The sequence below is a fragment of the Kluyvera georgiana ATCC 51603 genome (assembly GCF_001654985.1).
GTDB lineage: Bacteria > Pseudomonadota > Gammaproteobacteria > Enterobacterales > Enterobacteriaceae > Kluyvera > Kluyvera georgiana.
In genome coordinates, this window is the sequence record NZ_LXEU01000066.1 from 1 (window position 1) to 24,933 (window position 24,933).

Annotated in this window: 23 protein-coding genes; 20 read left to right on the plus strand and 3 right to left on the minus strand. The window is 56.4% G+C overall.

From position 1 onward, the window contains the following. Window positions 1-273: 273 nt before the first annotated feature. Window positions 274-1,413, minus strand: a complete 1,140-nt coding sequence (gene queG, locus M989_RS15965) for a tRNA epoxyqueuosine(34) reductase QueG (protein WP_064546843.1) — start codon at window positions 1,411-1,413, stop codon at window positions 274-276. Between queG and nnr the strand changes: the two genes are divergently transcribed. The 20 genes from nnr (at window position 1,412) to M989_RS16065 (ending at window position 24,066) form a co-directional block, all read left to right on the plus strand. Then, entirely contained in the window at window positions 1,412-2,938 is a 1,527-nt protein-coding gene (nnr, locus tag M989_RS15970; protein WP_064546845.1) for a bifunctional ADP-dependent NAD(P)H-hydrate dehydratase/NAD(P)H-hydrate epimerase, read from the plus strand. The two genes, queG and nnr, sit on opposite strands and share 2 nt — an antisense overlap. Further along, the gene (tsaE, locus tag M989_RS15975; protein WP_064546847.1) at window positions 2,931-3,392 is read left to right on the plus strand and encodes a tRNA (adenosine(37)-N6)-threonylcarbamoyltransferase complex ATPase subunit type 1 TsaE; all 462 of its coding nucleotides are present in this window, start codon (window positions 2,931-2,933) and stop codon (window positions 3,390-3,392) included. Before nnr ends, tsaE begins: the two co-directional genes overlap by 8 nt. Before the next feature lie 16 nt (window positions 3,393-3,408). Next, the gene (gene amiB / locus M989_RS15980; RefSeq protein ID WP_064546849.1) at window positions 3,409-4,773 is read left to right on the plus strand and encodes an N-acetylmuramoyl-L-alanine amidase AmiB; all 1,365 of its coding nucleotides are present in this window, start codon (window positions 3,409-3,411) and stop codon (window positions 4,771-4,773) included. 9 nt (window positions 4,774-4,782) lie between these two features. Further along, entirely contained in the window at window positions 4,783-6,627 is a 1,845-nt protein-coding gene (gene mutL, locus M989_RS15985; RefSeq protein ID WP_064546851.1) for a DNA mismatch repair endonuclease MutL, read from the plus strand. Next, window positions 6,620-7,570, plus strand: coding sequence for a tRNA (adenosine(37)-N6)-dimethylallyltransferase MiaA (gene miaA, locus M989_RS15990; protein WP_064546853.1), 951 nt, complete (start codon window positions 6,620-6,622; stop codon window positions 7,568-7,570). The genes mutL and miaA overlap by 8 nt, the downstream gene beginning before the upstream one ends. A gap of 149 nt (window positions 7,571-7,719) precedes the next feature. Continuing rightward, window positions 7,720-8,025 carry an RNA chaperone Hfq gene (gene hfq / locus M989_RS15995; RefSeq protein WP_052284691.1) on the plus strand — a complete coding sequence of 102 codons (306 nt, stop codon included), beginning with the start codon at window positions 7,720-7,722 and terminating at the stop codon, window positions 8,023-8,025. A 75-nt stretch (window positions 8,026-8,100) separates the two neighbouring features. Next, a complete protein-coding gene (hflX, locus tag M989_RS16000; protein WP_064546856.1) occupies window positions 8,101-9,381 on the plus strand; it encodes a ribosome rescue GTPase HflX in 1,281 nt (426 codons plus the stop codon). Window positions 9,382-9,537: 156 nt separating this feature from the next. After that, window positions 9,538-10,797 carry an FtsH protease activity modulator HflK gene (hflK, locus tag M989_RS16005; protein ID WP_064546857.1) on the plus strand — a complete coding sequence of 420 codons (1,260 nt, stop codon included), beginning with the start codon at window positions 9,538-9,540 and terminating at the stop codon, window positions 10,795-10,797. Window positions 10,798-10,799: 2 nt separating this feature from the next. After that, the gene (gene hflC / locus M989_RS16010) at window positions 10,800-11,804 is read left to right on the plus strand and encodes a protease modulator HflC (protein ID WP_064546859.1); all 1,005 of its coding nucleotides are present in this window, start codon (window positions 10,800-10,802) and stop codon (window positions 11,802-11,804) included. A gap of 70 nt (window positions 11,805-11,874) precedes the next feature. After that, window positions 11,875-12,072 (plus strand): DUF2065 domain-containing protein, encoded by a 198-nt coding sequence (locus tag M989_RS16015; protein ID WP_064546860.1) that lies wholly within the window; start codon window positions 11,875-11,877, stop codon window positions 12,070-12,072. A gap of 102 nt (window positions 12,073-12,174) precedes the next feature. Then, window positions 12,175-13,473: an adenylosuccinate synthase gene (locus tag M989_RS16020; RefSeq protein ID WP_064546862.1), complete on the plus strand. Its 1,299-nt coding sequence runs from the start codon at window positions 12,175-12,177 to the stop codon at window positions 13,471-13,473. A 227-nt stretch (window positions 13,474-13,700) separates the two neighbouring features. After that, the gene (gene nsrR / locus M989_RS16025) at window positions 13,701-14,126 is read left to right on the plus strand and encodes a nitric oxide-sensing transcriptional repressor NsrR (RefSeq protein WP_064546863.1); all 426 of its coding nucleotides are present in this window, start codon (window positions 13,701-13,703) and stop codon (window positions 14,124-14,126) included. A gap of 38 nt (window positions 14,127-14,164) precedes the next feature. Further along, window positions 14,165-16,621, plus strand: coding sequence for a ribonuclease R (gene rnr, locus M989_RS16030; RefSeq protein WP_064546865.1), 2,457 nt, complete (start codon window positions 14,165-14,167; stop codon window positions 16,619-16,621). Between the two features lie 65 nt (window positions 16,622-16,686). Further along, entirely contained in the window at window positions 16,687-17,568 is an 882-nt protein-coding gene (locus M989_RS16035; RefSeq protein WP_064546867.1) for an AraC family transcriptional regulator, read from the plus strand. A 75-nt stretch (window positions 17,569-17,643) separates the two neighbouring features. Further along, window positions 17,644-18,717 (plus strand): Gfo/Idh/MocA family protein, encoded by a 1,074-nt coding sequence (locus M989_RS16040; RefSeq protein WP_064546868.1) that lies wholly within the window; start codon window positions 17,644-17,646, stop codon window positions 18,715-18,717. Window positions 18,718-18,730: 13 nt separating this feature from the next. Then, window positions 18,731-19,459 (plus strand): ThuA domain-containing protein, encoded by a 729-nt coding sequence (locus tag M989_RS16045; protein WP_064546870.1) that lies wholly within the window; start codon window positions 18,731-18,733, stop codon window positions 19,457-19,459. Next, the gene (locus tag M989_RS16050; protein WP_064546872.1) at window positions 19,456-20,424 is read left to right on the plus strand and encodes a sugar phosphate isomerase/epimerase family protein; all 969 of its coding nucleotides are present in this window, start codon (window positions 19,456-19,458) and stop codon (window positions 20,422-20,424) included. The genes M989_RS16045 and M989_RS16050 overlap by 4 nt, the downstream gene beginning before the upstream one ends. Before the next feature lie 2 nt (window positions 20,425-20,426). Then, the gene (locus M989_RS16055; RefSeq protein ID WP_064546873.1) at window positions 20,427-21,494 is read left to right on the plus strand and encodes a Gfo/Idh/MocA family protein; all 1,068 of its coding nucleotides are present in this window, start codon (window positions 20,427-20,429) and stop codon (window positions 21,492-21,494) included. Window positions 21,495-21,610: 116 nt separating this feature from the next. Further along, entirely contained in the window at window positions 21,611-22,342 is a 732-nt protein-coding gene (gene rlmB, locus M989_RS16060) for a 23S rRNA (guanosine(2251)-2'-O)-methyltransferase RlmB (protein WP_064546875.1), read from the plus strand. A gap of 110 nt (window positions 22,343-22,452) precedes the next feature. Continuing rightward, window positions 22,453-24,066 (plus strand): isovaleryl-CoA dehydrogenase, encoded by a 1,614-nt coding sequence (locus tag M989_RS16065; protein WP_064546877.1) that lies wholly within the window; start codon window positions 22,453-22,455, stop codon window positions 24,064-24,066. A gap of 57 nt (window positions 24,067-24,123) precedes the next feature. Here M989_RS16065 and yjfN read toward each other — a convergent pair whose 3' ends face one another. Together yjfN and bsmA are read right to left on the minus strand one after the other, a co-directional pair. Beyond that, on the minus strand, window positions 24,124-24,411 hold the full coding sequence (gene yjfN / locus M989_RS16070) for a DUF1471 family protease activator YjfN (RefSeq protein WP_074398809.1): 288 nt from the start codon (window positions 24,409-24,411) through the stop codon (window positions 24,124-24,126). Between the two features lie 116 nt (window positions 24,412-24,527). Further along, window positions 24,528-24,836, minus strand: coding sequence for a biofilm peroxide resistance protein BsmA (gene bsmA / locus M989_RS16075; protein ID WP_064546881.1), 309 nt, complete (start codon window positions 24,834-24,836; stop codon window positions 24,528-24,530). Between the last annotated feature and the right edge of the window lie 97 nt (window positions 24,837-24,933).

Here is a 24,933-nt window from a genome sequence, read left to right on the forward strand (position 1 = left end):
TCCAAATTTTCTTCCAGAATAAAATTACTTCCACAACGCAAATTGTCGTTGAGGTTGTTTTTTTCGTTTCCGAAATACTCTTGTAAACAGACTTATCCACAGGCTGTCATCAGCTTCTTCGTACGCTAATTTTCTTAAGATTTTTACAACTTTAATTATGTTGTTGATATATATAGAAATATACCATTTCAAAATGTTAGCAAGATCGCTTGACGAACTTTGGCGTGTTGAAACGCAATGCCTTTTTATTTTTACTCACAGGCTGTGAATAGATTACGCGTCGCGCGGCAGGCCTTTTTCTACCACTCGCACCAGACGCTGTTTTTTCGGTAGCTGGACCTCTACAGCCCCCTCGTTACGACGGGCAATTTGCTGCGCAATCGCCCACGTGATGTGCTCATCGAGAAGTGGGTGCTCACCTTGGCGACTCTCCAGCGCGTTAAGCGCGGCTTCGCTCCACGGCGCGTTGCCGAGCGCGACGGCAATATTGCGTAGCCAGCGCAGGTGGCCGATACGGCGAATAGCGGAACCTTCGGTCACTTTCAGAAAATGGGCCTCACTCCAGGCGAACAGTTCAATCAGCTCAGGGGCGTGCAGCGCTTTGCGCGGGCTGAAATCAGCTTCGTCGGTAAGCTGTGAGAAGCGGTTCCATGGGCAGATTAGCTGGCAGTCGTCGCAGCCGTAAATACGATTGCCCAATAGCGGACGAAATTCTTCCGGGATCGCGCCTTCCAGTTCAATGGTCAGGTAGGAGATGCAGCGGCGAGCGTCGACGGTATAAGGCTCAACAATCGCCCCTGTCGGGCAGATGGTCATACAGGCCACGCAGCGCCCGCACTCTTCGGCCACCGGTTGGTCGACGGGCAGCGGAATATCCACCAACAGTTCGCCGAGGAAAAAGAACGATCCGGCATCGCGGTTGAGGGTTAGTGAGTGCTTACCTGTCCAGCCAATTCCCGCTTTTTCCGCTAATGGGCGCTCAAGAATAGGCGCTGAGTCAACAAACGGTCTAAAATTCAGCGAGACGCACCGTTCCTGAATCATTTCGCCGAGCTTTTTAAGGCGGTTACGCAACAGCTTATGATAATCACGCCCCAGGGCATAACGGCTGACGTAACCGAGCTCGGGATTTTTCAGCGTGCGGGCAAAGGCTGCATTGGCGGGAAGATAGTTCATGCGAACGCTAATGACCCGGAGCGTTCCGGGTTGCAGTTCGTGCGGACGGGCGCGCATCATTCCGTGCCGCGCCATCCATTCCATCTCGCCGTGGTATTGTTTATCCAGCCATGCCTGCAGTTTGGGCTCCGAGGCGCTGAGATCGGTATCGGTAATGCCGACCTGCTGAAAGCCCAGTTCAGTGCCCCACAGTTTGATTTGTTGCGCTAATTGATTGAGATCGAGGGGCTGTGACATGACGGACCATACATTGACAAGAAACCCCCAAAGTATACCACACTCCATTTGGCCTGCGGATGCGCTGCGTCGCGCCGAAAAAACGGCGGCAGCGGATCTCGGCATTTCCCTTTACGAACTCATGCAGCGCGCCGGTCAGGCGGCGTTTGAGGTGGCCCGCGCGGCGTATCCCGCCTCAAGCCGCTGGCTAATTCTTTGCGGCCATGGCAATAACGGCGGCGACGGCTACGTGGTCGCGCGCCTGGCACAGGCGGCGGGGATTCGCGTCACGCTGCTGGCGCAGGATAGCGAAAAACCGCTGCCGGACGAGGCGCTCGCCGCTCGCGAGGCGTGGCTGGAAGCGGGCGGTGTTATCCACGCGACGGATATCCCGTGGCCAAAGGATACCGATCTGATTATTGATGGCCTACTGGGTACCGGGCTGCAAAATGCGCCACGTGACCCCATCGCAAGCCTAATAGCGCAAGCGAATCGTTTCCCGGCGCCGATTATCGCGCTGGATATTCCCTCCGGACTTAACGCTCAGACCGGCGCGACGCCGGGAGCGGTGATTGATGCTGCGCACACCATCACGTTTATCGCCCTGAAACCGGGGTTACTGACCGGTAAAGCGCGTGATGTGGTCGGCACGCTGCATCATCATGAGCTGGAATTAGAGTCGTGGCTGGCAGAACACCCCACACATATTCAGCGTCTGGATGCCTCGCAGCTGGCGCAATGGTTGACCCCGCGTCGTCCTACCTCGCACAAAGGCGATCACGGCCGTCTGGTGCTGATCGGCGGCGATCACGGCACTGCCGGGGCCATCCGCATGGCCGGTGAAGCGGCGCTGCGGGCGGGGGCAGGCCTGGTGCGTGTACTCACCCGCGCGGAAAACGTCGCGCCGATTATCACCGCCCGTCCTGAACTGATGGTGCATGAGCTGACGCCGCAGCTGCTTGATGAAAGTCTGGAATGGGCCGATGTGGTGGTGATTGGCCCCGGCTTGGGTCAGGCGGAGTGGGGCAAACAGGCGCTGCGCAAAGTGGAAAACGTCCGTAAACCGACGCTTTGGGACGCCGACGCTTTGAACCTGCTGGCATTCAATCCGGATAAACGTCACAATCGCGTGATCACGCCGCACCCCGGCGAGGCCGCGCGTTTGCTCAACTGCCGGGTGGCAGAAATTGAGGACGATCGCTTACTTTCTGCACAGCGTCTGGTACAACGGTACGGTGGCGTTGCGGTGCTGAAAGGCGCGGGGACGGTGGTGGCTGATGAACACGGCTCGCTCAGTATTATTGATGCCGGAAATGCTGGTATGGCCAGCGGCGGCATGGGCGATGTGCTTTCGGGCATTATTGGCGCATTGCTGGGGCAGGCCTTATCGCCGTATGATGCTGCGTGCGCAGGGTGTATCGCCCACGGCGCGGCGGCGGACAAGCTGGCTGCGCGCTATGGCACCCGCGGAATGCTGGCGACCGATCTCTTTTCCACGCTACGGCGTGTTGTTAACCCGGATGTGATTGACGTAGACCATGATTAATCGAGTGATTCCTTTACCTGACGAGCAGGCAACCCTGGACCTTGGCAACCGAGTGGCGCAGGCCTGCGTCGGCGCGACGGTCATCTATCTGTACGGCGATTTAGGCGCGGGGAAAACCACCTTCAGCCGCGGATTCCTGCAGGCGTTGGGGCATAACGGCAACGTCAAAAGCCCGACCTATACGCTGGTCGAACCGTACCAGCTCGATAAACTGATGGTTTACCATTTTGATCTTTACCGTCTTGCGGATCCCGAGGAGCTCGAATTTATGGGGATCCGCGATTACTTTGCTAACGATGCCATCTGCCTGGTGGAATGGCCGCAACAGGGCGCAGGTGTTCTGCCCGAGCCGGATATCGAAATACACTTAGATTACCAGGCGCAAGGGCGTGAGGCGCGCATTGCCGCGGTCTCCTCATTAGGTGAGTCTCTGCTGGCGCGGTTTGCCGGTTAATTTAAGGGATCCCAGGATGATTTTTCGCGCAAAAGGGTGGTTGATGGCGGCGCTGATGCTGGTGGGCGCACCGGCAATGGCGGCGAGCTTGTCCGATATTCAGGTAGCGAATAGTGAAACGCAGGCGCGGATCACCTTCAGCTTTATGGGTGACCCGGAATATAACTTTAGCCAGGATGACAAACGCAGCGTGGTGCTCGACATCAAGCAAACGGGCGTGATTCAAGGCTTGCCGCTGCGCTTTAGCGGCAACAACCTGGTGAAGGCGATCCGTTCCGGCACGCCGAAAGACGATCGGTCGCTGCGTCTGGTGGTCGATCTCACCGAAAACGGCAAAACCCGCGCGGTGAAGCAGCAAAACGGCGCTAACTACACCGTGGTGTTTACCATTAATGCCGACGTTCCACCGCCTCCACCGCCGCCTGTCGTCGCGAAGCGTGTGGAAACGCCAGTCGTCACGCCGGCGCCGGTACCAAGCCAGCCCGCGCGCAACCCGTTTAGCGGCAACAGCAGCAATAGCGGCAGCAGCTTCAGCTCGGAGCGCCAGCCGGCAATTGCCAGCAATACCGCTCCGGCGCCGCGTCCGGCGGCCCGTGCGCGCAGCGTTTCCGGCGATAAAGTGATTATCGCGATTGACGCCGGGCACGGCGGCCAGGATCCGGGGGCGATTGGTCCAGGCGGTACGCGTGAGAAGAATGTCACCATCGCCATTGCCCGGAAACTCAGAGCGTTGCTCAACGACGATCCGATGTTTAAAGGCGTGTTGACTCGCGACGGCGACTATTTTATTTCGGTGATGGGTCGCTCCGACGTGGCACGTAAGCAGAACGCCTCCTTCCTGGTCTCCATTCACGCGGACGCCGCGCCAAACCGCGACGCTACCGGCGCGTCGGTCTGGGTGCTCTCTAACCGTCGCGCCAACAGCGAAATGGCGGGCTGGCTTGAACAGCATGAGAAACAGTCTGAGCTGCTGGGCGGCGCGGGCGACGTGTTGGCAAACAGCCAGGCCGATCCGTATCTGAGCCAGGCGGTGCTGGATCTGCAGTTCGGTCATTCCCAGCGTGTAGGGTATGATGTGGCCACCAACGTCATCAGCCAGCTGCAGCGCGTCGGTAATCTGCATAAGCGTCGTCCGGAACACGCCAGCCTCGGCGTGCTGCGTTCGCCGGATATTCCGTCGATTCTGGTCGAGACCGGCTTTATCAGCAACAGCAGCGAAGAACGCCTGCTGGACAGCGATGACTATCAGCAGAAAATTGCTGAAGCCATTTATAACGGTTTACGTAACTATTTTACGGCGCATCCGATACAATCCGGCCCTCGTGACGAACAGTCGCAGACCGCCAGCGCCGCGTCATCCAACAGGACGCTCGTTAACTAAGGAGTTTTCATGCCGATTCAGGTTTTACCGCCGCAGCTTGCGAACCAGATTGCCGCGGGTGAAGTGGTTGAGCGGCCTGCCTCGGTAGTGAAAGAACTGGTGGAGAACAGTCTCGATGCGGGGGCTACCCGCATCGATATTGATATCGAACGCGGTGGGGCAAAGCTTATCCGCATCCGCGATAACGGCTGCGGTATTAAGAAAGATGAGCTGGCGCTGGCGCTTGCCCGGCATGCGACCAGCAAAATTGCCTCGCTTGACGATCTGGAAGCGATCGTCAGCCTCGGTTTTCGCGGCGAAGCGCTGGCGAGTATCAGTTCGGTCTCGCGGCTGACGCTGACCTCGCGCACGGAACAGCAGCAGGAAGCCTGGCAGGCCTACGCGGAAGGCCGCGATCAGGACGTCACCGTGAAACCTGCCGCACACCCGGTGGGAACGACGCTGGAAGTGTTAGATCTCTTCTACAATACCCCCGCGCGGCGCAAGTTTATGCGCACCGAAAAAACCGAATTCAATCATATCGATGAGATCATTCGCCGCATTGCGCTGGCGCGCTTCGATGTGAGTTTCAACCTGACCCACAATGGCAAAATAATTCGCCAGTATCGCGCGGTGACGGAAGGGGCGTCGAAAGAACGCCGTCTGGGGGCCATTTGCGGCGTACCGTTCCTGGAACAGGCGCTGGCGATTGAGTGGCAGCACGGCGACCTGGCGATGCACGGCTGGGTTGCCGACCCAAAACACACTACCGCCGCGCTGGCTGAGATTCAGTATTGCTACGTGAACGGTCGCATGATGCGCGACCGGCTGATTAACCACGCCATTCGACAGGCCTGTGAAGACAAGCTCGGCGCGGATCAGCAGCCAGCGTTTGTGCTGTATCTGGAGATTGACCCGCACCAGGTGGATGTGAACGTCCACCCGGCTAAACACGAGGTGCGTTTCCACCAGTCTCGTCTGGTGCATGACTTTATCTATCAAGGCGTCTTGAGCGTGCTGCAACAACAGCTGGACGCGCCGTTGCCCTTAGCGGAAGACGATGAACCCGCCCCGCGCGCGCTGCCGGAAAACCGCGTCGCGGCTGGGCGTAATCAGTTTGCCGAACCGGCGGTGGCGCGCGAGCCGGAAGCGCCGCGCTACCAACCCGCTTCTGGCGGTAGCCGCAGCGCTGGCGCCAGCTGGCCGAACGCGCAGCCGGGCTACCAGAAACAGCAAGGGGCACTCTATCGCCAGCTGTTGGATACGCCGGCAAGTCGCCCGGAGCCCGCGAAACCCGCGGCTGAAAACCTGGCGGGGCACAGCCAAAGCTTTGGTCGTGTGCTGGCTATCATCGATGAGCGCTGCGCGCTGCTGGAGCGTGACGGTAAGCTTAATCTGCTGTCGTTACCGGTCGCAGAACGCTGGCTGCGTCAGGCGCAACTGACGCCCGGCGGGGCCACCATTTGCGCCCAGCCGCTGCTTATCCCTCTGCGCCTGAAAGCGTCAGAGAACGAACGGAAAACCCTGGAAAATGCGCGGGAAATGCTGGGCCAACTGGGCATCGAAATCCTGCTGGAAGGGCAGCATGTCACGATTCGCGCCGTGCCTTTACCCTTACGACAACAAAATTTACAAATCTTGATTCCTGAACTGATAGGCTACCTGGTGGAGAAAACTCAGGTTGATGCCGGAAACGTGGCGCAGTGGTTGGCCCGTCATCTGGCAAGCGACCACGCGCAGTGGAACACCGCGCAGGCCATCGCGATGCTGGCTGACGTTGAACGTCTTTGCCCGCAGCTGGTCAAAGCTCCGCCGGGTGGTTTGTTACAACCCGTTGATTTAGATTCTGCGATGAACGCCCTGAGACATGAGTGACGTAACCGAGGCGAGCCTGCCTAAGGCAATTTTTTTGATGGGGCCGACCGCCTCGGGCAAAACGGCGTTAGCCATTGAGCTGCGTAAAGTTTTGCCAGTAGAGTTGATTAGTGTGGATTCTGCCCTCATCTATCGAGGGATGGATATCGGCACTGCAAAGCCGAGCGCGGAAGAGCAGCTTGCTGCCCCGCACCGGTTGATGGATATCCTTGACCCTGCGCAGGCCTATTCGGCGGCGGATTTTCGTCGTGATGCGCTGGCGCAGATGGCCGAGATCACTGCCGCAGGGAAAATTCCGCTGCTGGTCGGTGGAACCATGTTGTATTTCAAGGCGTTGCTTGAAGGTTTATCACCGCTGCCCTCGGCTGACCCGGAAGTCCGGGCCCGCATTGAGCAGCAGGCAGCAGAGCGAGGATGGGGAGCGCTGCACCAGCAGCTACGGGAAATTGACCCCGTTGCCGCCGAGCGCATTCATCCGAATGATCCGCAAAGACTTTCCCGAGCACTGGAAGTTTTTTTCATTTCGGGTAAAACTTTAACGGAGCTGACGCAAACGTCAGGAGACGCTCTGCCCTACAAGGTGCATCAGTTCGCCATCGCCCCGGCGAGCCGTGAACTGCTCCATCAGCGCATTGAGCAGCGTTTTCATCAGATGTTGGCTTCGGGTTTTGAAGCAGAAGTGCGGGCGCTATTTGCCCGTGGAGATTTGCATACGGACATGCCTTCCATTCGTTGTGTGGGATATCGCCAGATGTGGTCATACCTTGAAGGCGAAATTACCTATGATGAAATGGTTTATAGAGGAGTTTGTGCCACGAGACAGCTAGCCAAGCGCCAGGTGACGTGGTTACGCGGCTGGGAAGGGGTTCACTGGTTAGATAGTGAACAGCCGGAGCAGGCGTTTAACCAACTATTACAGGTAGTGGGTGCTAGTGTAGACTGAATGTGTACAATTGAGTCGTATCGTGCGCAATTTTCGGAATCGTAAGGTTCATACGCAACATCGTTCGAGCTGTAGCAAAGCAGATAACGCAGAAGCGGCTTGAGGGATGGCGTGTATAAGTACAAATAAGCATATAAGGAAAAGAGAGAATGGCTAAGGGGCAATCTTTACAAGATCCGTTCCTGAACGCACTGCGTCGGGAACGTGTTCCAGTTTCTATTTATTTGGTGAATGGTATTAAGCTGCAAGGGCAAATTGAGTCTTTCGATCAGTTCGTGATCCTGTTGAAAAACACGGTCAGCCAGATGGTCTATAAGCACGCAATTTCTACCGTTGTTCCGTCCCGTCCGGTTTCCCATCACAGCAACAATGCTGGCGGCGGCACCGGTAGCAACTACCATCACGGTAGCAACGCGCAGGGTTCTGCACAGCAAGACAGCGAAGAAACCGAATAAGGTTGATGGCTGTTAATCCATGTCGGGGAGCCAGCATGTCTGGGTTCCCCGCTGGTATTTCAGGAGAGATAACGCTTGTTTGACCGTTATGACGCCGGTGAGCAGGCGGTGCTGGTACACATCTATTTTACGCAAGACAAAGATATGGAAGACCTCCAGGAGTTTGAATCTCTGGTCTCTTCCGCCGGCGTCGAAGCAATGCAGGTGATTACTGGTAGCCGTAAAGCGCCGCACCCAAAATATTTTGTTGGTGAAGGTAAGGCTGTCGAGATTGCGGAAGCCGTCAAAGCGACAGGCGCTTCCGTTGTGCTGTTCGATCATGCACTCAGCCCAGCACAGGAGCGTAACCTTGAGGCTCTGTGTCAATGCCGGGTTATCGACCGTACCGGTCTGATCTTAGATATTTTCGCCCAACGTGCGCGTACCCATGAAGGTAAGCTGCAGGTTGAGCTGGCGCAGCTGCGCCATCTGGCCACGCGCCTGGTGCGCGGCTGGACGCACCTTGAAAGACAAAAAGGCGGTATCGGTTTGCGCGGCCCGGGTGAAACCCAGCTCGAAACCGACCGTCGTTTACTGCGTAACCGCATTATGCAAATTCTCTCGCGCATTGAGCGCGTGGAGAAACAGCGCGAGCAGGGGCGACGCTCGCGTGTGAAAGCCGATGTTCCGACGGTATCGCTGGTGGGGTACACCAACGCCGGGAAATCAACGCTGTTTAACCATATCACGCAGGCAGAGGTCTACGCCGCTGACCAGCTGTTTGCCACCCTTGATCCAACGTTGCGTCGTATAGACGTGACGGATGTGGGTGAAACGGTGCTGGCCGATACCGTAGGCTTTATTCGCCACCTGCCGCATGACCTGGTGGCGGCGTTTAAGGCCACATTGCAGGAAACGCGCGAAGCCACGCTGCTGCTGCACGTGATTGATGCCGCGGACGTTCGTGTGCAGGAAAACATCGATGCGGTAAATACCGTTCTCGAAGAGATTGACGCACACGAGATTCCGACCCTGCTGGTGATGAATAAGATCGATATGCTCGAGGATTTTGAGCCGCGTATCGACCGTGATGAAGAGAACAAACCTATCCGGGTGTGGCTGTCTGCACAAACCGGGGTAGGGATACCACTCCTTTTTCAGGCGTTGACCGAACGACTGGCCGGCGAAGTGGCGCAGCATACGTTGCGTTTACCTCCGCAGGAAGGGCGTTTGCGCAGTCGCTTTTATCAGCTTCAGGCAATCGAAAAAGAGTGGATGGAGGACGATGGCTGCGTCAATCTGCAGGTTCGTATGCCGATTGTCGACTGGCGTCGCCTCTGTAAACAAGAACCGACACTGGCAGACTACGTCGTCTGACCGTGCAGCTTGCCTGAAAACATTAGCCCTTTGGGCACCCAGCGGTTCAGGTCGCCTCAGCGCGACCGCGACAACCAGGACGGCGTCGCGGTTATCAGCCAAATGATCTGGACTGGGAAAAGGTATATCACCGCATAACAAATATGGAGCATAAACATGGCGTGGAATCAGCCCGGTAATAACGGACAAGACCGCGACCCGTGGGGAAGCAGCAATAATCAAGGCGGCAACTCCGGGGGGAATGGAAATAAAGGCGGTCGCGATCAGGGGCCGCCGGATTTGGATGATATCTTCCGTAAGCTGAGCAAGAAGCTCGGTGGTTTTGGGGGCGGTAAGGGCGGTTCCGGCAGCGGTTCGTCTCAGGGGCCACGCACCCCGATGGGCGGACGCATTGTCGGTATCGCGGCAGCTGCCGTGGTCGTCATTTGGGCGGCCAGCGGGTTCTATACCATCAAAGAAGCCGAGCGCGGGGTTGTGACGCGCTTTGGTAAGTTCAGCCACCTGGTTGAGCCGGGTCTGAACTGGAAGCCGACCTTCATCGATGAAGTGACGCCGGTGAACGTAGAAGCCGTACGCGAACTGGCCGCGTCTGGCGTGATGCTGACTTCCGATGAAAACGTCGTGCGCGTCGAAATGAACGTGCAGTACCGAGTGACCGATCCGCAGCGCTATTTGTTTAGCGTGACCAGCGCCGACGACAGTCTGCGTCAGGCCACCGACAGCGCCCTGCGTGGCGTCATCGGTAAATACACCATGGACCGTATTCTGACCGAAGGTCGTACCGTTATTCGTAGCGATACCCAGCGCGAGCTGGAAGAGACCATTCGTCCGTACAACATGGGTATTACCCTGCTGGACGTCAACTTCCAGGCCGCTCGTCCGCCGGAAGAAGTGAAGTCTTCCTTTGATGATGCGATCGCCGCGCGTGAAAACGAGCAGCAGTACATCCGTGAAGCAGAAGCGTACACCAACGAAGTTCAGCCGCGTGCTAACGGTCAGGCACAGCGTATTCTGGAAGAAGCGCGTGCGTATAAGACTCAGACCGTTCTGGAAGCACAGGGTGAGGTGGCTCGTTTTGCCAAGATCCTGCCGGAATATAAAGCCGCACCGCAGATTACCCGCGAGCGTCTGTATATCGAGACCATGGAGAAAGTGCTGAGCCATACCCGCAAAGTGCTGGTTAGCGACAACAAGAACGGCAACCTGATGGTGCTGCCGCTGGATCAGATGCTGAAAGGCGGCAACGCCCCGGCAGCAAAGAGCGATAGCAGTGGTGCGAATAACCTGTTGCGCCTGCCGCCTGCGTCCTCTTCCAGCAGTAGCGCGAGCAACACCTCGTCTGCCAGTCAGGGCAATATCATGGACCAACGCCGCGCCAACGCGCAGCGTAACGACTACCAGCGTCAGGGGGAATAACGATGCGTAAGTCAGTTATTGCGATTATCATCATCGTGCTGGTAGTGCTGTACACCTCTATCTTCGTAGTTAAAGAAGGCGAGCGCGGAATTAAGTTCCAGTTCAGCAGCGTGGTGCGCGACAGCGATAAGAAACCGTTGATTTATGAGCCGGGCCTGCACTTCAAGGTGCCGTTCATTCAGTCGGTGAAAATGCTGGACGCGCGTATCCAGACCATGGATAACCAGGCCGATCGTTTCGTGACCAAAGAGAAGAAAGACCTGATCGTCGACTCGTACATCAAGTGGCGCATCAGCGACTTTAGCCGTTACTTCCTGGCGACCGGCGGCGGCGACGTCTCACAGGCGGAAGTGCTGCTGAAGCGTAAGTTCTCTGACCGTCTGCGTTCTGAAATTGGTCGTCTGGACGTGAAAGACATCGTTACCGACTCCCGCGGTCGTCTGACCCTGGAAGTTCGCGATGCCCTGAACTCCGGCTCTTCCGGCGCGGAAGATGAAGTGGCGACTCCGGCAGCCGATAGCGCCATTGCGGAAGCCGCAGAGCGCGTTGAGCAGCAGGCGAACATCAAAGGGCCAACCATTAACCCGAACAGTATGGCGGCGTTAGGTATTGAAGTGGTCGATGTGCGTATCAAGCAGATCAACCTGCCGACCGAAGTGTCTGAAGCTATCTACAACCGTATGCGCGCCGAGCGTGAAGCCGTTGCTCGTCGTCACCGTTCTCAGGGGCAGGAAGAGGCAGAAAAACTGCGCGCTACCGCCGACTATGAAGTGACGAAGACGCTGGCAGAAGCGGAGCGTCAGGGCCGTATCCTGCGCGGTGAAGGCGATGCAGAAGCCGCTAAACTGTTCGCCGATGCGTTCAGCCAGGACCCGGACTTCTACGCCTTTATCCGTAGCCTGCGTGCTTACGAGAAGAGCTTCGATAGCAACCAGGACGTGATGGTGCTGAGCCCGGATAGCGATTTCTTCCGCTACATGAAAAACCCGGGAACTACCGCTCGCTAAGCGCACGGTCGCCTGAATAAAACCACCGCCTCCCTCGGGAGCCGGTGGTTTTCTTTTATAAGGATGAAAAATGAATTCCACAATCTGGCTGGCCCTTGCGCTGGTGTTAGTTCTCGAGGGCCTCGGTCCGATGCTCTATCCGAAAGCATGGCGTAAGATGATTTCTACGATGACGCAGTTACCGGATACGATGTTACGTCGATTTGGCGGCGGTCTTGTGGTTGCCGGCGTGGTGATCTACTACATGTTGACGAAAACGATTGGCTGATTAAAAAACAAGCGCCAAAGTGCCATTTTGTGGTGAAAAAGTGCTGTATATCTGAAAAAGCGATGGTAGAATCCATTTTTAAGCAATGGGTGATTTTGAAAAATGGGTAACAACGTCGTCGTACTGGGCACCCAATGGGGTGACGAAGGTAAAGGTAAGATCGTCGATCTTCTTACTGAGCGTGCAAAATATGTTGTTCGCTATCAGGGTGGCCACAACGCAGGCCATACTCTCGTAATCAACGGTGAAAAAACCGTCCTCCATCTTATTCCATCAGGTATTCTCCGCGAGAATGTCACCAGCATCATCGGTAACGGTGTGGTGCTGTCTCCGGCTGCGCTGATGAAAGAGATGAAAGGCCTGGAAGACCGTGGTATCCCGGTTCGCGAACGTCTGCTGCTTTCCGAAGCATGCCCGTTAATCCTCGACTATCACGTCGCGCTGGATAACGCTCGCGAAAAAGCACGCGGCTCCAAAGCTATCGGTACTACCGGTCGCGGTATCGGCCCGGCTTATGAAGATAAAGTGGCTCGTCGCGGTCTGCGCGTGGGCGATCTCTTCGATAAAGCCACTTTCGCCGACAAACTGAAAGAAGTGATGGAATATCACAACTTCCAGCTGGTGAATTTCTACAAAGTTGACGCAGTTGACTACCAGAAAGTGCTGGACGACGTGATGGCGGTTGCCGACATCCTGACCAGCATGGTCGTGGACGTTTCTGATCTGCTGGATCAGGCGCGTAAACGCGGTGACTTTGTGATGTTCGAAGGTGCGCAGGGTACGCTGCTGGATATCGACCACGGTACCTACCCGTACGTGACCTCTTCCAACACCACCGCAGGTGGCGTAGCAACCGGTTCTGGCCTTGGCCCGCGCTATGTTGACTACGTACTGGGCATCATCAAAGCGTACTCCACTCGCGTGGGTGCCGGTCCGTTCCCGACCGAACTGTTTGATGAAACCGGTGAGTTCCTGTGCAAGCAGGGTAACGAATACGGTGCCACTACCGGCCGTCGTCGTCGTACCGGCTGGCTGGACTCCGTTGCCGTGCGTCGTGCGGTACAGATCAACTCGCTGTCTGGCTTCTGCCTGACCAAGCTGGATGTTCTGGACGGTCTGAAAGAAGTGAAGATCTGCGTGGGCTACCGCATGCCGGATGGCCGCGAAGTCACCACCACCCCGCTGGCGGCGGATGATTGGGAAGGTATCGAGCCAATCTACGAAACCATGCCGGGCTGGTCTGAAACTACCTTTGGCGTGAAGGAACGTAGCGGCCTGCCGCAGGCAGCGCTGGACTACATCAAGCGTATTGAAGAACTGACCGGCGTGCCGATTGATATTATTTCAACTGGCCCAGACCGTACTGAAACCATGATTCTGCGCGACCCGTTCGACGCGTAATTTTGGTTCATGGCGCAGCGCCTGATGGCGCTGCGCTTATCAGGCCTACTCGCTTTGTAGGCCGGATAAGACGCAAAGCGTCGTCATCCGGCTTAATCGTGCGTTAAACCCTCGCTTTTTTCCTTCCCGAAAGAAATAAATTAGCGGCTCGCAGGCTGGCTGGTTTATCATCAATATAATTAATATCAACAGGCTCATCCTGTTTTCCCCTTTTCCCTGAGGTTGATGTGCAGTTAACAAGTTTTACCGATTATGGACTACGCGCGCTGATTTACATGGCGTCGCTGCCGGAAGGCAATATGACCAGTATCTCGGAGGTGACCGAGGTCTACGGCGTGTCGCGTAACCATATGGTTAAAATTATCAATCAGCTGAGCCGCGCCGGGTACGTGACGGCGGTGCGGGGGAAAAATGGCGGTATCCGACTGGGTAAACCGGCGAAGGATATTCGCGTGGGGGACGTGGTACGCGAACTCGAACCACTGTCGTTAGTGAACTGCAGCAGCGAGTTTTGCCACATTACGCCTGCCTGTCGTTTGAAACAGGCGTTATCTCAAGCCGTGCAAAGTTTTCTCAAGGAGCTGGATAACTACACACTGGCCGATTTGGTTGAACACAATCAACCGCTATACAAATTATTGCTGGTGGAGTGACGCATATCTTCACCAGAGATGACAACGGAGGAACCGAGATGTCACAAGATCCTTTCCAGCAGCGCGAAGCTGAAAAATATACGAATCCTATCCCTAGCCGGGAATTTATCCTCGAACATTTAACAAAACGCGAAAAACCGGCTAACCGTGAAGAACTGGCCGCTGAGCTGAATATTGAAGGCGAAGAGCAAATCGAAGCGCTTCGCCGCCGCCTGCGCGCGATGGAGCGCGACGGTCAACTGGTCTTCACCCGCCGCCAGTGCTACGCGCTGCCGGAACGTCTGGACCTGCTGAAAGGCATGGTTATTGGCCACCGGGATGGTTACGGCTTCCTGCGCGTCGAAGGACGCAAGGATGACCTGTACCTGTCCAGTGAGCAGATGAAGATGTGCATGCACGGTGATGAAGTGCTGGCGCAGCCGCTGGGCGCGGACCGTAAAGGTCGTCGCGAAGCGCGCATCGTTCGCGTGCTGGTACCGCGTAACGCACAGATTGTTGGCCGCTACTTTACCGACGCAGGCGTCGGCTTTGTGGTCCCGGACGACAGCCGTCTAAGCTTTGATATCCTTATCCCGCCAGAGTCGCTAATGGGTGCGCGTATGGGCTTTGTGGTGGTGGTCGAACTGACCCAGCGCCCAACCCGTCGCACCAAAGCGATCGGTAAAATCGTCGAAGTGCTTGGCGATAATATGGGGACCGGCGTGGCCGTTGAGATGGCGCTGCGTACCCATGAAATTCCCTATGTCTGGCCGCCAGCGGTAGAAGCGCAGGTTGCGGGATTGAAAGAAGAAGTGCCGGAAGAGGCCAAAATTGGCCGCGTCGATCTGCGTGATTTACCGCTGGTTACCATCGACGGTGAAGACGCCCGCGACTTTGATGATGCGGTCTACTGTGAGAAAAAACGCGGCGGCGGCTGGCGCCTGTGGGTGGCGATTGCTGACGTGAGCTACTACGTCCGTCCACCGACACCGCTGGATAACGAAGCCCGTAGCCGCGGGACCTCCGTCTACTTCCCTACGCAGGTCGTCCCGATGCTGCCGGAAGTGCTCTCCAACGGCTTGTGCTCGCTGAACCCGCAGGTTGACCGCTTATGTATGGTCTGTGAAATGACCGTCTCAAACAAAGGGCGTTTAACCGGCTTTAAATTCTATGAAGCGGTGATGAGCTCGCATGCGCGTCTGACTTATACCAAAGTCTGGCACATGCTGCAGGGCGATCAGGAACTGCGCGAACAGTACGCGCCGCTGGTCAAACATATTGAAGAGCTGCATAACCTCTACAAAGTGCTGGATCAGGCTCGTGCTGAACGTGGCGGTATCTCCTTTGAAAGTGAAGAAGCGAAGTTTATCTTCAACGCCGATCGCCGCATTGAGCGTATTGAACAGACTCAGCGTAACGACGCGCACAAGCTGATTGAAGAGTGCATGATCCTGGCCAACATCTCGGCGGCGCGTTTCGTTGAGAAAGCTAAAGAGCCTGCGCTGTTCCGTATTCACGATAAGCCAACGACCGAAGCGATCACCGCGTTCCGTTCCGTGCTTTCTGAGTTGGGCCTGGAACTGCCGGGCGGCAACAAGCCGGAGCCGCGCGACTACGCCGAACTGCTGGAATCCGTTGCCGACAGGCCGGATGCCGAAATGCTGCAGACCATGCTGCTGCGCTCGATGAAGCAGGCGATTTACGATCCGGAAAACCGCGGTCACTTCGGCCTGGCGCTGCAATCCTATGCGCACTTCACTTCGCCGATTCGCCGTTATCCTGACCTGTCGCTGCACCGCGCCATCAAGTATCTGCTGGCGAAAGAGCAGGGGCATAAAGGCAACAGCACGGAGACCGGCGGCTACCATTATTCCATGGAAGAGATGCTGCAGTTGGGCCAGCACTGTTCGATGACCGAACGCCGCGCTGATGAAGCGACCCGTGACGTTTCCGACTGGCTGAAATGCGACTTTATGCAGGATCAGGTGGGCAATGTCTTTAACGGCGTGATCGCCAGCGTCACCGGCTTTGGCTTCTTCGTCCGTCTGGATGAGCTGTTTATCGATGGCCTGGTGCATGTCTCCTCGCTCGATAACGACTACTATCGCTTTGACCAGGTTGGCCAGCGTCTGATCGGCGAATCCGGCGGCCAGACCTATCGCCTTGGCGACCGCGTGGAAGTTCGCGTCGAAGCGGTGAATATGGACGAACGTAAGATCGACTTCTCGCTGATCTCCAGCGAGCGCGGCCCGCGCAACGTTGGCAAAACCGCGCGTGAAAAATCGAAGAAGGAAGCGGGTGGCAAACCTGGCGGTAAACGTCGTCAGGTTGGCAAGCGCGTGAACTTTGAACCGGATAGCGCCTTCCGCGGCGAGAAGAAAGGTAAGGCGAAAGCCAAACCGGCTTCTGGCGAGAAAGGGGCGGCGAAGAAAGCGAAAAAGCCGTCGACCAAGACGCAGAAAATCGCGGCGGCAACCAAAGCTAAGCGCGCAGCGAAGAAGAAAACGACGGAATAATCCTGCCGATCCCTCTCTCCTGTGGAGAGGGGGATTTCACCGGAGAGCGAGCAGGGAGGTGGCCGGTGAGTCACTATCTTGAGATACCCCGCCTGGACCGCGAGTTTCCCTTTCGGCGCTTTGTGCATGAAGGGGAGGTACTGGCTTATCCTCATTGGCATAAGATGGTGGAGATCATCTATGTCACCCGCGGCGTGCTGCATCTTGGCGTCAACGACGTTCCCATTGTGATGCGCGCAGGCGAAATTCAGTTTATTAATGCTGGGGAAACCCACTACTTTCTGGCCTCGCCGAACAGTGAACGGCTGGTGGTTCAGTTCGATTTCTTTCTCTTCCACGACGATGAGGCGTTGCAGATTAACGGTCAGCCGGGGCTGCGACAGATCTTTTCAACCATGCTGACCAACAGCCGCCAGTGGCCCGAGCATGTGACCGCAGCGATGCAGCGCCTGCTGCTCAATATTCACGAGGAAGATGAACAGAAGGCGGTTGGCTATAAATACCTGATCAAAGCCCGCCTGCTGGAGGTGATTGCCCTCATCTATCGTGATATTCCGCTCAACGCGCACAGCCCGGCGCGTCCGCTGGACGCCACCGTCGCCTTTAAGTCAGAGAAAACCCTCGCCCGGCTGGATAAAATCTTCTCCTATGTGGAGAACCATTATCATGAATCTCTCACTCTGGATGATATTTCAGAGTATATGGGATTCAATGCCGCCTATTTTACCCGTTTCTTTAAAAGCAACACTGGCACGACGTTCGTCCGCTTTTTGCAGAATTACCGGCTGAATAAAGCGAAGTGGCTGCTGTTAAATGAAGATATTCCGATCTCTGAAGTGGCTGAGCGGGTAGGATTTAACTGCGTAAAAACGTTTCATCATGTGTTTAAACAGGATGCCGGCATGGCGCCGCGAAAATATAAAAAGTCAATATCCGGGATAAAATGAGTTAAAGCCAGGACGAAATACCCGCTGTGGTTTTGTACCATGACCGTGTGCTGCAATTAAACGGAGAGTCATGGGATGATTAGAGTGGGTATTATTGGCTGCGGTGGTATTGCTAACGCAAAACATATGCCGGCGCTTGCGCAGCTTCCAGATGTTGAAATGGTCGCTTTTTGCGATATTAAAATTGAACGGGCGCAAAAGGCGCTGCTTGAATACGGCGCGGCGGGCGCGCGGGCGTATTCCAATTTCCACACCCTGCTCGCGCATGAAAATATTGATGTCATTCATGTTTGTACGCCGAATATTTCCCACGCAGTTATTTCAATTGCGGCGCTGGAAGCGGGTAAGCATGTGATGTGTGAAAAACCGATGGCCAAAACCAGCGCTGAGGCGCAGGCAATGGTCGACGCCGCGCAGCGGACGGGGAAAAAGCTCACTATTGGCTACCAGAATCGCTTTCGCAAAGATTCACGCTATCTGCACCAGGTGTGCGAAAACGGCGACCTCGGCGAAATCTATTATGCCAAAGCGAAGGCCATACGTCGGCGCGCGGTGCCGACGTGGGGCGTATTCCTTGATGAAGAAGCACAGGGCGGCGGCCCGCTGATCGACATTGGCACCCATGCGCTGGACTTAACCCTGTGGATGATGGGCAACTATCGGCCTCGATACGTCGTGGGCAACACCTACCATAAATTATCGTCCATGAAAGACGCGGCCAACGCCTGGGGGCCGTGGGATCCTGAGCAGTTCACCGTTGAAGATTCTGCGTTCGGCTTTATCACGATGGAGGGCGGCGCGACCATCATTCTCGAGTCAAGCTGGGCGCTCAATACCCTGGATATCGGCGAGGCGAAAACCGCGCTATCGGGGACGAAGGGCGGCGCGGATATGCTCGATGGGCTACGGATTAACGGCGAAGCCTACGGCGCCACCTATGAACAGCGGATCCAGCTTGGCGCGGATGGCGTTGATTTTTATGACGCTACCGACGATGACCCGGCGCTGCTGGAGGCGAAAGCCTGGATCGCCGCCGTGCGTGACGATACTCCGCTGGTGGTGACGCCGCAGCAGGCGCTGGTGGTGACACAAATTCTTGAAGCCATCTATCAATCTGCCGCCACGGGGCAGCCGGTCTATTTTTCCTGAAGAGGATAATCTGATGATTCGCGTTACGGTATGGAATGAGCATCGCCATGAGCAGCAGGACCCGGCCATCGCCGCTGTATATCCGCAGGGGATTCACGGGCAAATCGCCTCTTTCCTGCAAACGGCGGGGTTTATCACCCGAACGGCCACGCTGGATGAACCGGAGCATGGTTTAACCCAAGCGGTGCTGAATGAAACGGATGTTTTAATCTGGTGGGGGCATATCGCCCATCACGAGGTTGCCGATAGCGTAGTGGAACGCATTCAGCAGCGGGTGCTGAAAGGCATGGGATTGATTGTGCTGCACTCCGGGCATATGTCGAAAATATTTAAGAAGCTAATGGGAACCAGCTGCGATCTTAAATGGCGTGAAGCCAAAGAGCAGGAACGTATTTTCGTTATCGATCCTACGCATGATATTGTAAAAGGCATTCCCGAAAGCTTTATGCTGGAAAAAGAAGAAATGTACGGCGAGCATTTTGATATTCCAGCGCCTGATGAAACGCTGCTTTTAAGTTGGTTTGCCGGCGGTAATGTTTTCCGTAGCGGCATTACCTATAAACGAGGAAATGGCCGGATATTTTATTTTCAACCGGGTCATGAAAGCTACCCTACCTATTACCATCCTCATATACAGACGATTATATGCAACGGCGTAACCTACTGTGCGCCGCGTGGAAATAGCTATCCCGTTTATGGTAATGAAAAAAATATTTATCCAATTACAGGAGCGGTCAAATGAAACTTGGCGTGTTTACTCCACTCTTTGCCGATCTTTCTCTTGAGGCGATGCTGGATAAAGTTCAGCAGGCGGGCCTGGATGCAGTTGAAATTGGCACCGGCGGCTGCCCGGGAAATCATCACTGCCCGATTGATGAACTGCTGGCCAGCGAAGCGAGTCGGGCATCCTATCTCGCGCAGTTCGCGTCACGCGGGATCGTGATTAGCGCCCTGAGCTGTCACGATAATCCTATTTCACCGGTTAAAGCCGAGCGCGAAGCGGCGGATAGTTTGCTGCGTAAAACCATCAAGCTGGCGGCGCTGTTAGGTGTGCCCGTGGTGAATACCTTTTCCGGCACGGCGGGCAACGATGATCAGGCCACTGCGCCAAACTGGCCGGTGGTGGCCTGGCCCACGGTGTACAGCGATATTAAAACCTGGCAGTGGGAGACCAAGCTGATCCCTTACTGGCGGGAGATAGGCCAGCTGGCGCAGGCGCACGGGGTGAAAATAGGTATTGAGCTGCACGGCGGCTTTCTCTGCCATACGCCCTATACCCTGCTGAAACTGCGTGAGGCAACCTGCGATGCGATTGGCGCCAACCTCGATCCCAGCCATCTGTGGTGGCAGGGTATCGATCCGGTGGCGGCCATCCGCATTCTCGGAGAACAGGGAGCAATTCACCATTTCCATGCCAAAGACACCTGGTTGGATCAGGACAATATCAACATGTACGGGCTAACGGATATGCAGCCTTATGGCGCGATCCGTACCCGCGCCTGGAACTTCCGTACCGTAGGCTATGGCCACAGTATCCAGCAGTGGGCGGATATCATGAGCGCGCTGCGTACCTGGGGATATGACTATGTGGTGAGTATTGAACACGAAGATCCGCTGATGTCGGTGGAAGAAGGCTTTATGCGCGCGGTGACCAACCTGCAATCAATCCTGATTCGCGAGCAGCCGCTCACTATGTGGTGGGTATAAGTATGGGCAACGATAGATTACAGATGGCGATCGTCGGCTATGGCGGGATGGGCGCGTATCACGTGCATCTGGCCCACGCCAGCGATCGCATACGAGTAAAGGGTGTCTTTGATATTGACGATGGCCGCCTGCGGCTGGCGAGTGAAAGCGGGTTGGTCGCCTATCCGAGTTTTACCGCACTGCTGGCCGATCGGGAGGTGGCGATCGTGCTGATCGCCACGCCAAACGATGTCCATAAAACGCTGGCAATCCGCGCGCTGGAAGCCGGTAAACACGTCATTTGCGAAAAGCCGGTGGCGCTGACGGTAGACGAGTTTAAAGCGATGATGGCGGTGGCCGACGAAATGGGCCGCATGTTAATCGTTCACCAGAATCGCCGTTGGGATGAAGACTTCCTGACCGTGCGCCGTCTGTGGCAGGAAAAGCGCATCGGCGATATTTTTCACGTCGAGTCGCGGGTGCAGGGGGCAAACGGTATTCCGGGCGACTGGCGTCACTGCCCGGCGCAGGGGGGCGGTATGCTGCTGGACTGGGGCGTTCACCTCCTCGACCAGCTCCTGTTGCTCGACGATAGCGAGATTGACCATGTGTATGCTTCCCTCAGCTATGTGCTGGGTCATGAGGTCGATGATGGTTTTACCGCGCATGTTGCGTTTAAAAGCGGGTTAACGGCGCATATTGAAGTGGGCACCACTAACTTTATCAAGTTACCCCGCTGGTATGTGAAGGGAACGGAAGGCAACGCGCTGATTGCCGACTGGGATCTCAGCGGCGGCGTGGTGACGCGCATACGCGAGAGCGTGACGCCGGAGCCCGTGCCGATTCAGGCCGGGGTCGGGCTGACGAAAACGATGGCACCGCCCAATGAGAATGCCGTCGCCGAGCACCCGCTACCTGCGCCGCTGCATCCACAAACCAGCTTCTACAACAACGTGGCGCAGGCGATCCTCGATGGCGAAGCGCCGATGGTGAAAAACGACGAAGTACTGCGGGTGATGAATCTGATGGCGGCGATTTTTACCGCCTCCCGCGAGAGGCGCGTGGTCGAACACGTTGATAGCGTGAGATAATCCCGCGTTCGCCCGTGGAGCATTCGCTCTGCGGGCGTTGTCGGTTATAATAGCCGTAACGACATGGGTATTGCCCATATAATCCGGCGCATTCCCGCCTCAAACGAGTACTTTTAATGAGTGAAATGATTTACGGCATCCACGCCGTGCAGGCTCTGCTGGAGCGCGCGCCTGAACGTTTTCAGGAAGTTTTTATTCTGAAAGGTCGCGACGACAAACGTCTGATGCCGCTGATCCACGCGCTGGAAGCGCAAGGGGTGGTGATTCAACTGGCGAACCGTCAGTACCTTGATGAGAAAAGCGAAGGTGCGGTGCACCAGGGGATCATTGCGCGCGTGAAGCCGGGTCGCCAGTATCAGGAAAACGATCTGCCGGATCTGCTCGCTACGCTTGATAACCCATTCCTGCTGATTCTCGACGGCGTAACCGATCCGCACAACCTCGGCGCCTGCCTGCGTAGCGCCGATGCGGCGGGCGTGCACGCGGTGATCGTACCGAAAGATCGCTCCGCCCAGCTGAATGCGACGGCGAAAAAAGTGGCCTGCGGCGCGGCGGAAAGCGTGCCGCTGATCCGCGTGACCAACCTGGCGCGTACCATGCGTATGCTGCAGGAAGAGAACGTCTGGATTGTGGGCACCGCCGGTGAAGCGACCCACACGCTGTACCAGAGCAAAATGACCGGCTCGATGGCGCTGGTGATGGGCGCGGAAGGTGAAGGTATGCGCCGTCTGACCCGTGAGCACTGCGACGAGCTGATCAGCATCCCGATGGCGGGCACCGTCTCTTCGCTGAACGTCTCCGTGGCGACCGGTATCTGCCTGTTTGAAGCGGTACGCCAGCGCAGCTAACGCGCAACCTCTACAGTTTGATCCTGGCCACCCTTTTGGGTGGCTTTTTATTGTGCATCGTCCCTGACCGTCCATAATTAATCTGTTGCCTATTGACGGAGGGAGACACAATGCACTGGCAAACTCACACCGTTTTCAATCAACCTATTCCCTTAGATAACAGTAACCTGTTCCTTTCTGATACCGCACTTTGCGACGCCATTACTCGCCACGGCGCCAGTTGGGATAGCGAACTGCTGGCGAGTATCGGACAGCAGCTGGGTACCGCCGAGTCCTTAGAGTTAGGCAGGCTGGCGAACGCCCATCCCCCAGAACTTTTACGCTACGACCCCCAGGGGCAGCGGTTGGACGACGTGCGTTTTCACCCGGCCTGGCATCTGTTGATGCAGGGGCTGTGCGCCAACCGAGTGCACAACCTTCCCTGGGAAGAGGACGCGCGCAGCGGCGCGTTTGTGGCTCGCGCCGCGCGCTTTATGCTGCATGCGCAGGTGGAAGCCGGCACGTTATGCCCCATTACCATGACTTTCGCCGCCACACCGCTATTACAACAAGCACTGCCGCCGCTGTTTGCCGACTGGCGCGCGCCGTTGCTGAGCGACCGCTACGATCCGCATCAGCAGCCTGGTGTGCAAAAGCGGGGTCTGCTGATTGGCATGGGGATGACCGAAAAGCAGGGTGGTTCGGATGTGCTGAGTAACAGTACGCGTGCAGAGCGGCTGGAGGATGGCAGCTATCAACTTACCGGACATAAATGGTTTTTCTCGGTACCTCAGAGCGATGCCCATCTGGTGCTGGCGCAGGCCAATGACGGACTGACCTGTTTCTTTGTGCCGCGACTGCTGCCTGATGGCACGCGTAACGCCATTCGCCTTGAGCGGTTGAAAGACAAGCTGGGCAACCGCGCGAATGCCAGCAGCGAAGCAGAGTTTCAGCAGGCGCTCGGTTGGGCGTTGGGCGAAGAAGGCGAGGGGATTCGGCAGATCCTCAAAATGGGCGGCCTGACGCGATTTGACTGCGCGCTGGGCAGCCACAGTTTGATGCGCCGCGCCTTGTCGGTGGCGCTGTATCATGCTTTCCAGAGGCAAGCGTTCGGGCATAACCTGGTGGATCTGCCGCTGATGCGTCAGGTGTTGGGTAAGATGGCGCTCCAGCTCGAGGGGCAGACGGCGTTCCTGTTCCGCCTGGCCAACGCCTGGGAGCAGCCACACGACGCGCTGTGGGCGCGACTCTTCACGCCCGCCGCCAAGTTCGCCATCTGCAAAGCGGGCATTCCGTTCGTGGCTGAGGCGATGGAGGTGCTGGGTGGGATAGGCTACTGCGAAGAGAGCGAGCTACCACGCCTGTATCGCGAGATGCCGGTGAACAGCATCTGGGAAGGTTCCGGCAATATCATGTGTCTCGATGTGCTGCGCGTGTTGATGAAACAGCCGGATGCGCTTGCGCTGCTGGCGGCTGAGTGTGCGGAGGTGAAAGGGCTGGATCGCCATTTCGATCGCCACTGGCGTCAGCTTCAGCAGCGGCTACGCAAGCCGTCACAAGCTCAGGGCCGTGAGATTACCGGGCAACTCTATTTGCTGGGGGTAGGCGCGCAAATGCTGCGCTATGCATCTCCACCTGTGGCTCAGGCCTGGTGTCGGATGATGCTCGATCCGCGCGGCGGCGTGCTGCTGCCTGAACAGGTGATAAGCGAAGTATTACATCGGGCGACGGGCAGGGGAAGGTAGTACATGAAGGGGGGAAGAAGCGTGATAGATGAACGCTTCTTCCTTTAGCGGCTGGTCTCAGGCATAGATAATCGCCTGTGCACGCCAGTTATCTTGCTGAGGTTCTTCATACATCTGAACAATACGATACCAGGAGGCGCCCTGTTCATCTGCTTTACGGGCGATAACCTGTTCGACGTCTTCCAGACTTCCGGCAACATTGTTCACTGAAATCAGGCCGATCTCATTGAGCCCGGTGACACAATCAGCGCTGGCGAACTCTGCCGATTGCGCCGCAGCAGCGTGCGTGCCGCCTGACAAAAGCAGGGTAGATAAGGTAAGTGATTGTTTCATCGTCAGCTCCATTTCATTTAACCCACCAGGGCAGTCCATAGCAGACGCATGTTCCGTACTCCGACAGAGGCGTCATTGTGCATCAAGGAAACGTGAAACGGTGCAAACCTACGTAAAGCTGCTCAAGGTTACTTACGGTAAAGGATTGCCTGCGAATACCACTGCCCGGGCACGACGGTATCGTCTATCATCACGATCACGTAGTAATCCGCTTTCTGCGCGGTGGCTTTCGCCCTGATGGTCTCTTCAACGTCCATCGGCGAGCCGTAGATCAGCGCGCTAACCGTACCCATGCGCTGCAAACCTTCCGTCTGGTTGCGACGAATCTCCTGCGGGTGGTCGGTTGCCGGAGGCGGCGCTTCAGGCGAGCCTTCCAACAGGGTACAACCGCTCAGCGAGAGCGCCAACAACAGTGGGATTAACCGTTTTATCGTCATTTCCCGTTTCCTGATAGCCATAGTGTAGTGGGGAAAAATTTCCCTTTTGGGTTAATGTTCCTGATTTGTTAACCATAGCGCTATTTTCGAATGAAAA

Excerpts from the sequence above, each read along its gene's own strand:
- hfq (WP_052284691.1), top strand. The coding sequence starts at position 7,720 with ATGGCTAAGGGGCAATCTTTACAAGATCCGTTCCTGAACGCACTGCGT.
- nnr (WP_064546845.1), top strand. The coding sequence starts at position 1,412 with ATGACGGACCATACATTGACAAGAAACCCCCAAAGTATACCACACTCC.
- M989_RS16065 (WP_064546877.1), top strand. The coding sequence starts at position 22,453 with ATGCACTGGCAAACTCACACCGTTTTCAATCAACCTATTCCCTTAGAT.
- rnr (WP_064546865.1), top strand. The coding sequence starts at position 14,165 with ATGTCACAAGATCCTTTCCAGCAGCGCGAAGCTGAAAAATATACGAAT.
- M989_RS16045 (WP_064546870.1), top strand. The coding sequence starts at position 18,731 with ATGATTCGCGTTACGGTATGGAATGAGCATCGCCATGAGCAGCAGGAC.
- queG (WP_064546843.1), bottom strand. The coding sequence starts at position 1,413 with ATGTCACAGCCCCTCGATCTCAATCAATTAGCGCAACAAATCAAACTG.
- bsmA (WP_064546881.1), bottom strand. The coding sequence starts at position 24,836 with ATGACGATAAAACGGTTAATCCCACTGTTGTTGGCGCTCTCGCTGAGC.
- rlmB (WP_064546875.1), top strand. The coding sequence starts at position 21,611 with ATGAGTGAAATGATTTACGGCATCCACGCCGTGCAGGCTCTGCTGGAG.
- mutL (WP_064546851.1), top strand. The coding sequence starts at position 4,783 with ATGCCGATTCAGGTTTTACCGCCGCAGCTTGCGAACCAGATTGCCGCG.
- amiB (WP_064546849.1), top strand. The coding sequence starts at position 3,409 with ATGATTTTTCGCGCAAAAGGGTGGTTGATGGCGGCGCTGATGCTGGTG.
- hflK (WP_064546857.1), top strand. The coding sequence starts at position 9,538 with ATGGCGTGGAATCAGCCCGGTAATAACGGACAAGACCGCGACCCGTGG.
- miaA (WP_064546853.1), top strand. The coding sequence starts at position 6,620 with ATGAGTGACGTAACCGAGGCGAGCCTGCCTAAGGCAATTTTTTTGATG.
- tsaE (WP_064546847.1), top strand. The coding sequence starts at position 2,931 with ATGATTAATCGAGTGATTCCTTTACCTGACGAGCAGGCAACCCTGGAC.
- M989_RS16020 (WP_064546862.1), top strand. The coding sequence starts at position 12,175 with ATGGGTAACAACGTCGTCGTACTGGGCACCCAATGGGGTGACGAAGGT.
- hflC (WP_064546859.1), top strand. The coding sequence starts at position 10,800 with ATGCGTAAGTCAGTTATTGCGATTATCATCATCGTGCTGGTAGTGCTG.
- M989_RS16050 (WP_064546872.1), top strand. The coding sequence starts at position 19,456 with ATGAAACTTGGCGTGTTTACTCCACTCTTTGCCGATCTTTCTCTTGAG.
- M989_RS16015 (WP_064546860.1), top strand. The coding sequence starts at position 11,875 with ATGAATTCCACAATCTGGCTGGCCCTTGCGCTGGTGTTAGTTCTCGAG.
- yjfN (WP_074398809.1), bottom strand. The coding sequence starts at position 24,411 with ATGGAGCTGACGATGAAACAATCACTTACCTTATCTACCCTGCTTTTG.
- M989_RS16040 (WP_064546868.1), top strand. The coding sequence starts at position 17,644 with ATGATTAGAGTGGGTATTATTGGCTGCGGTGGTATTGCTAACGCAAAA.
- M989_RS16055 (WP_064546873.1), top strand. The coding sequence starts at position 20,427 with ATGGGCAACGATAGATTACAGATGGCGATCGTCGGCTATGGCGGGATG.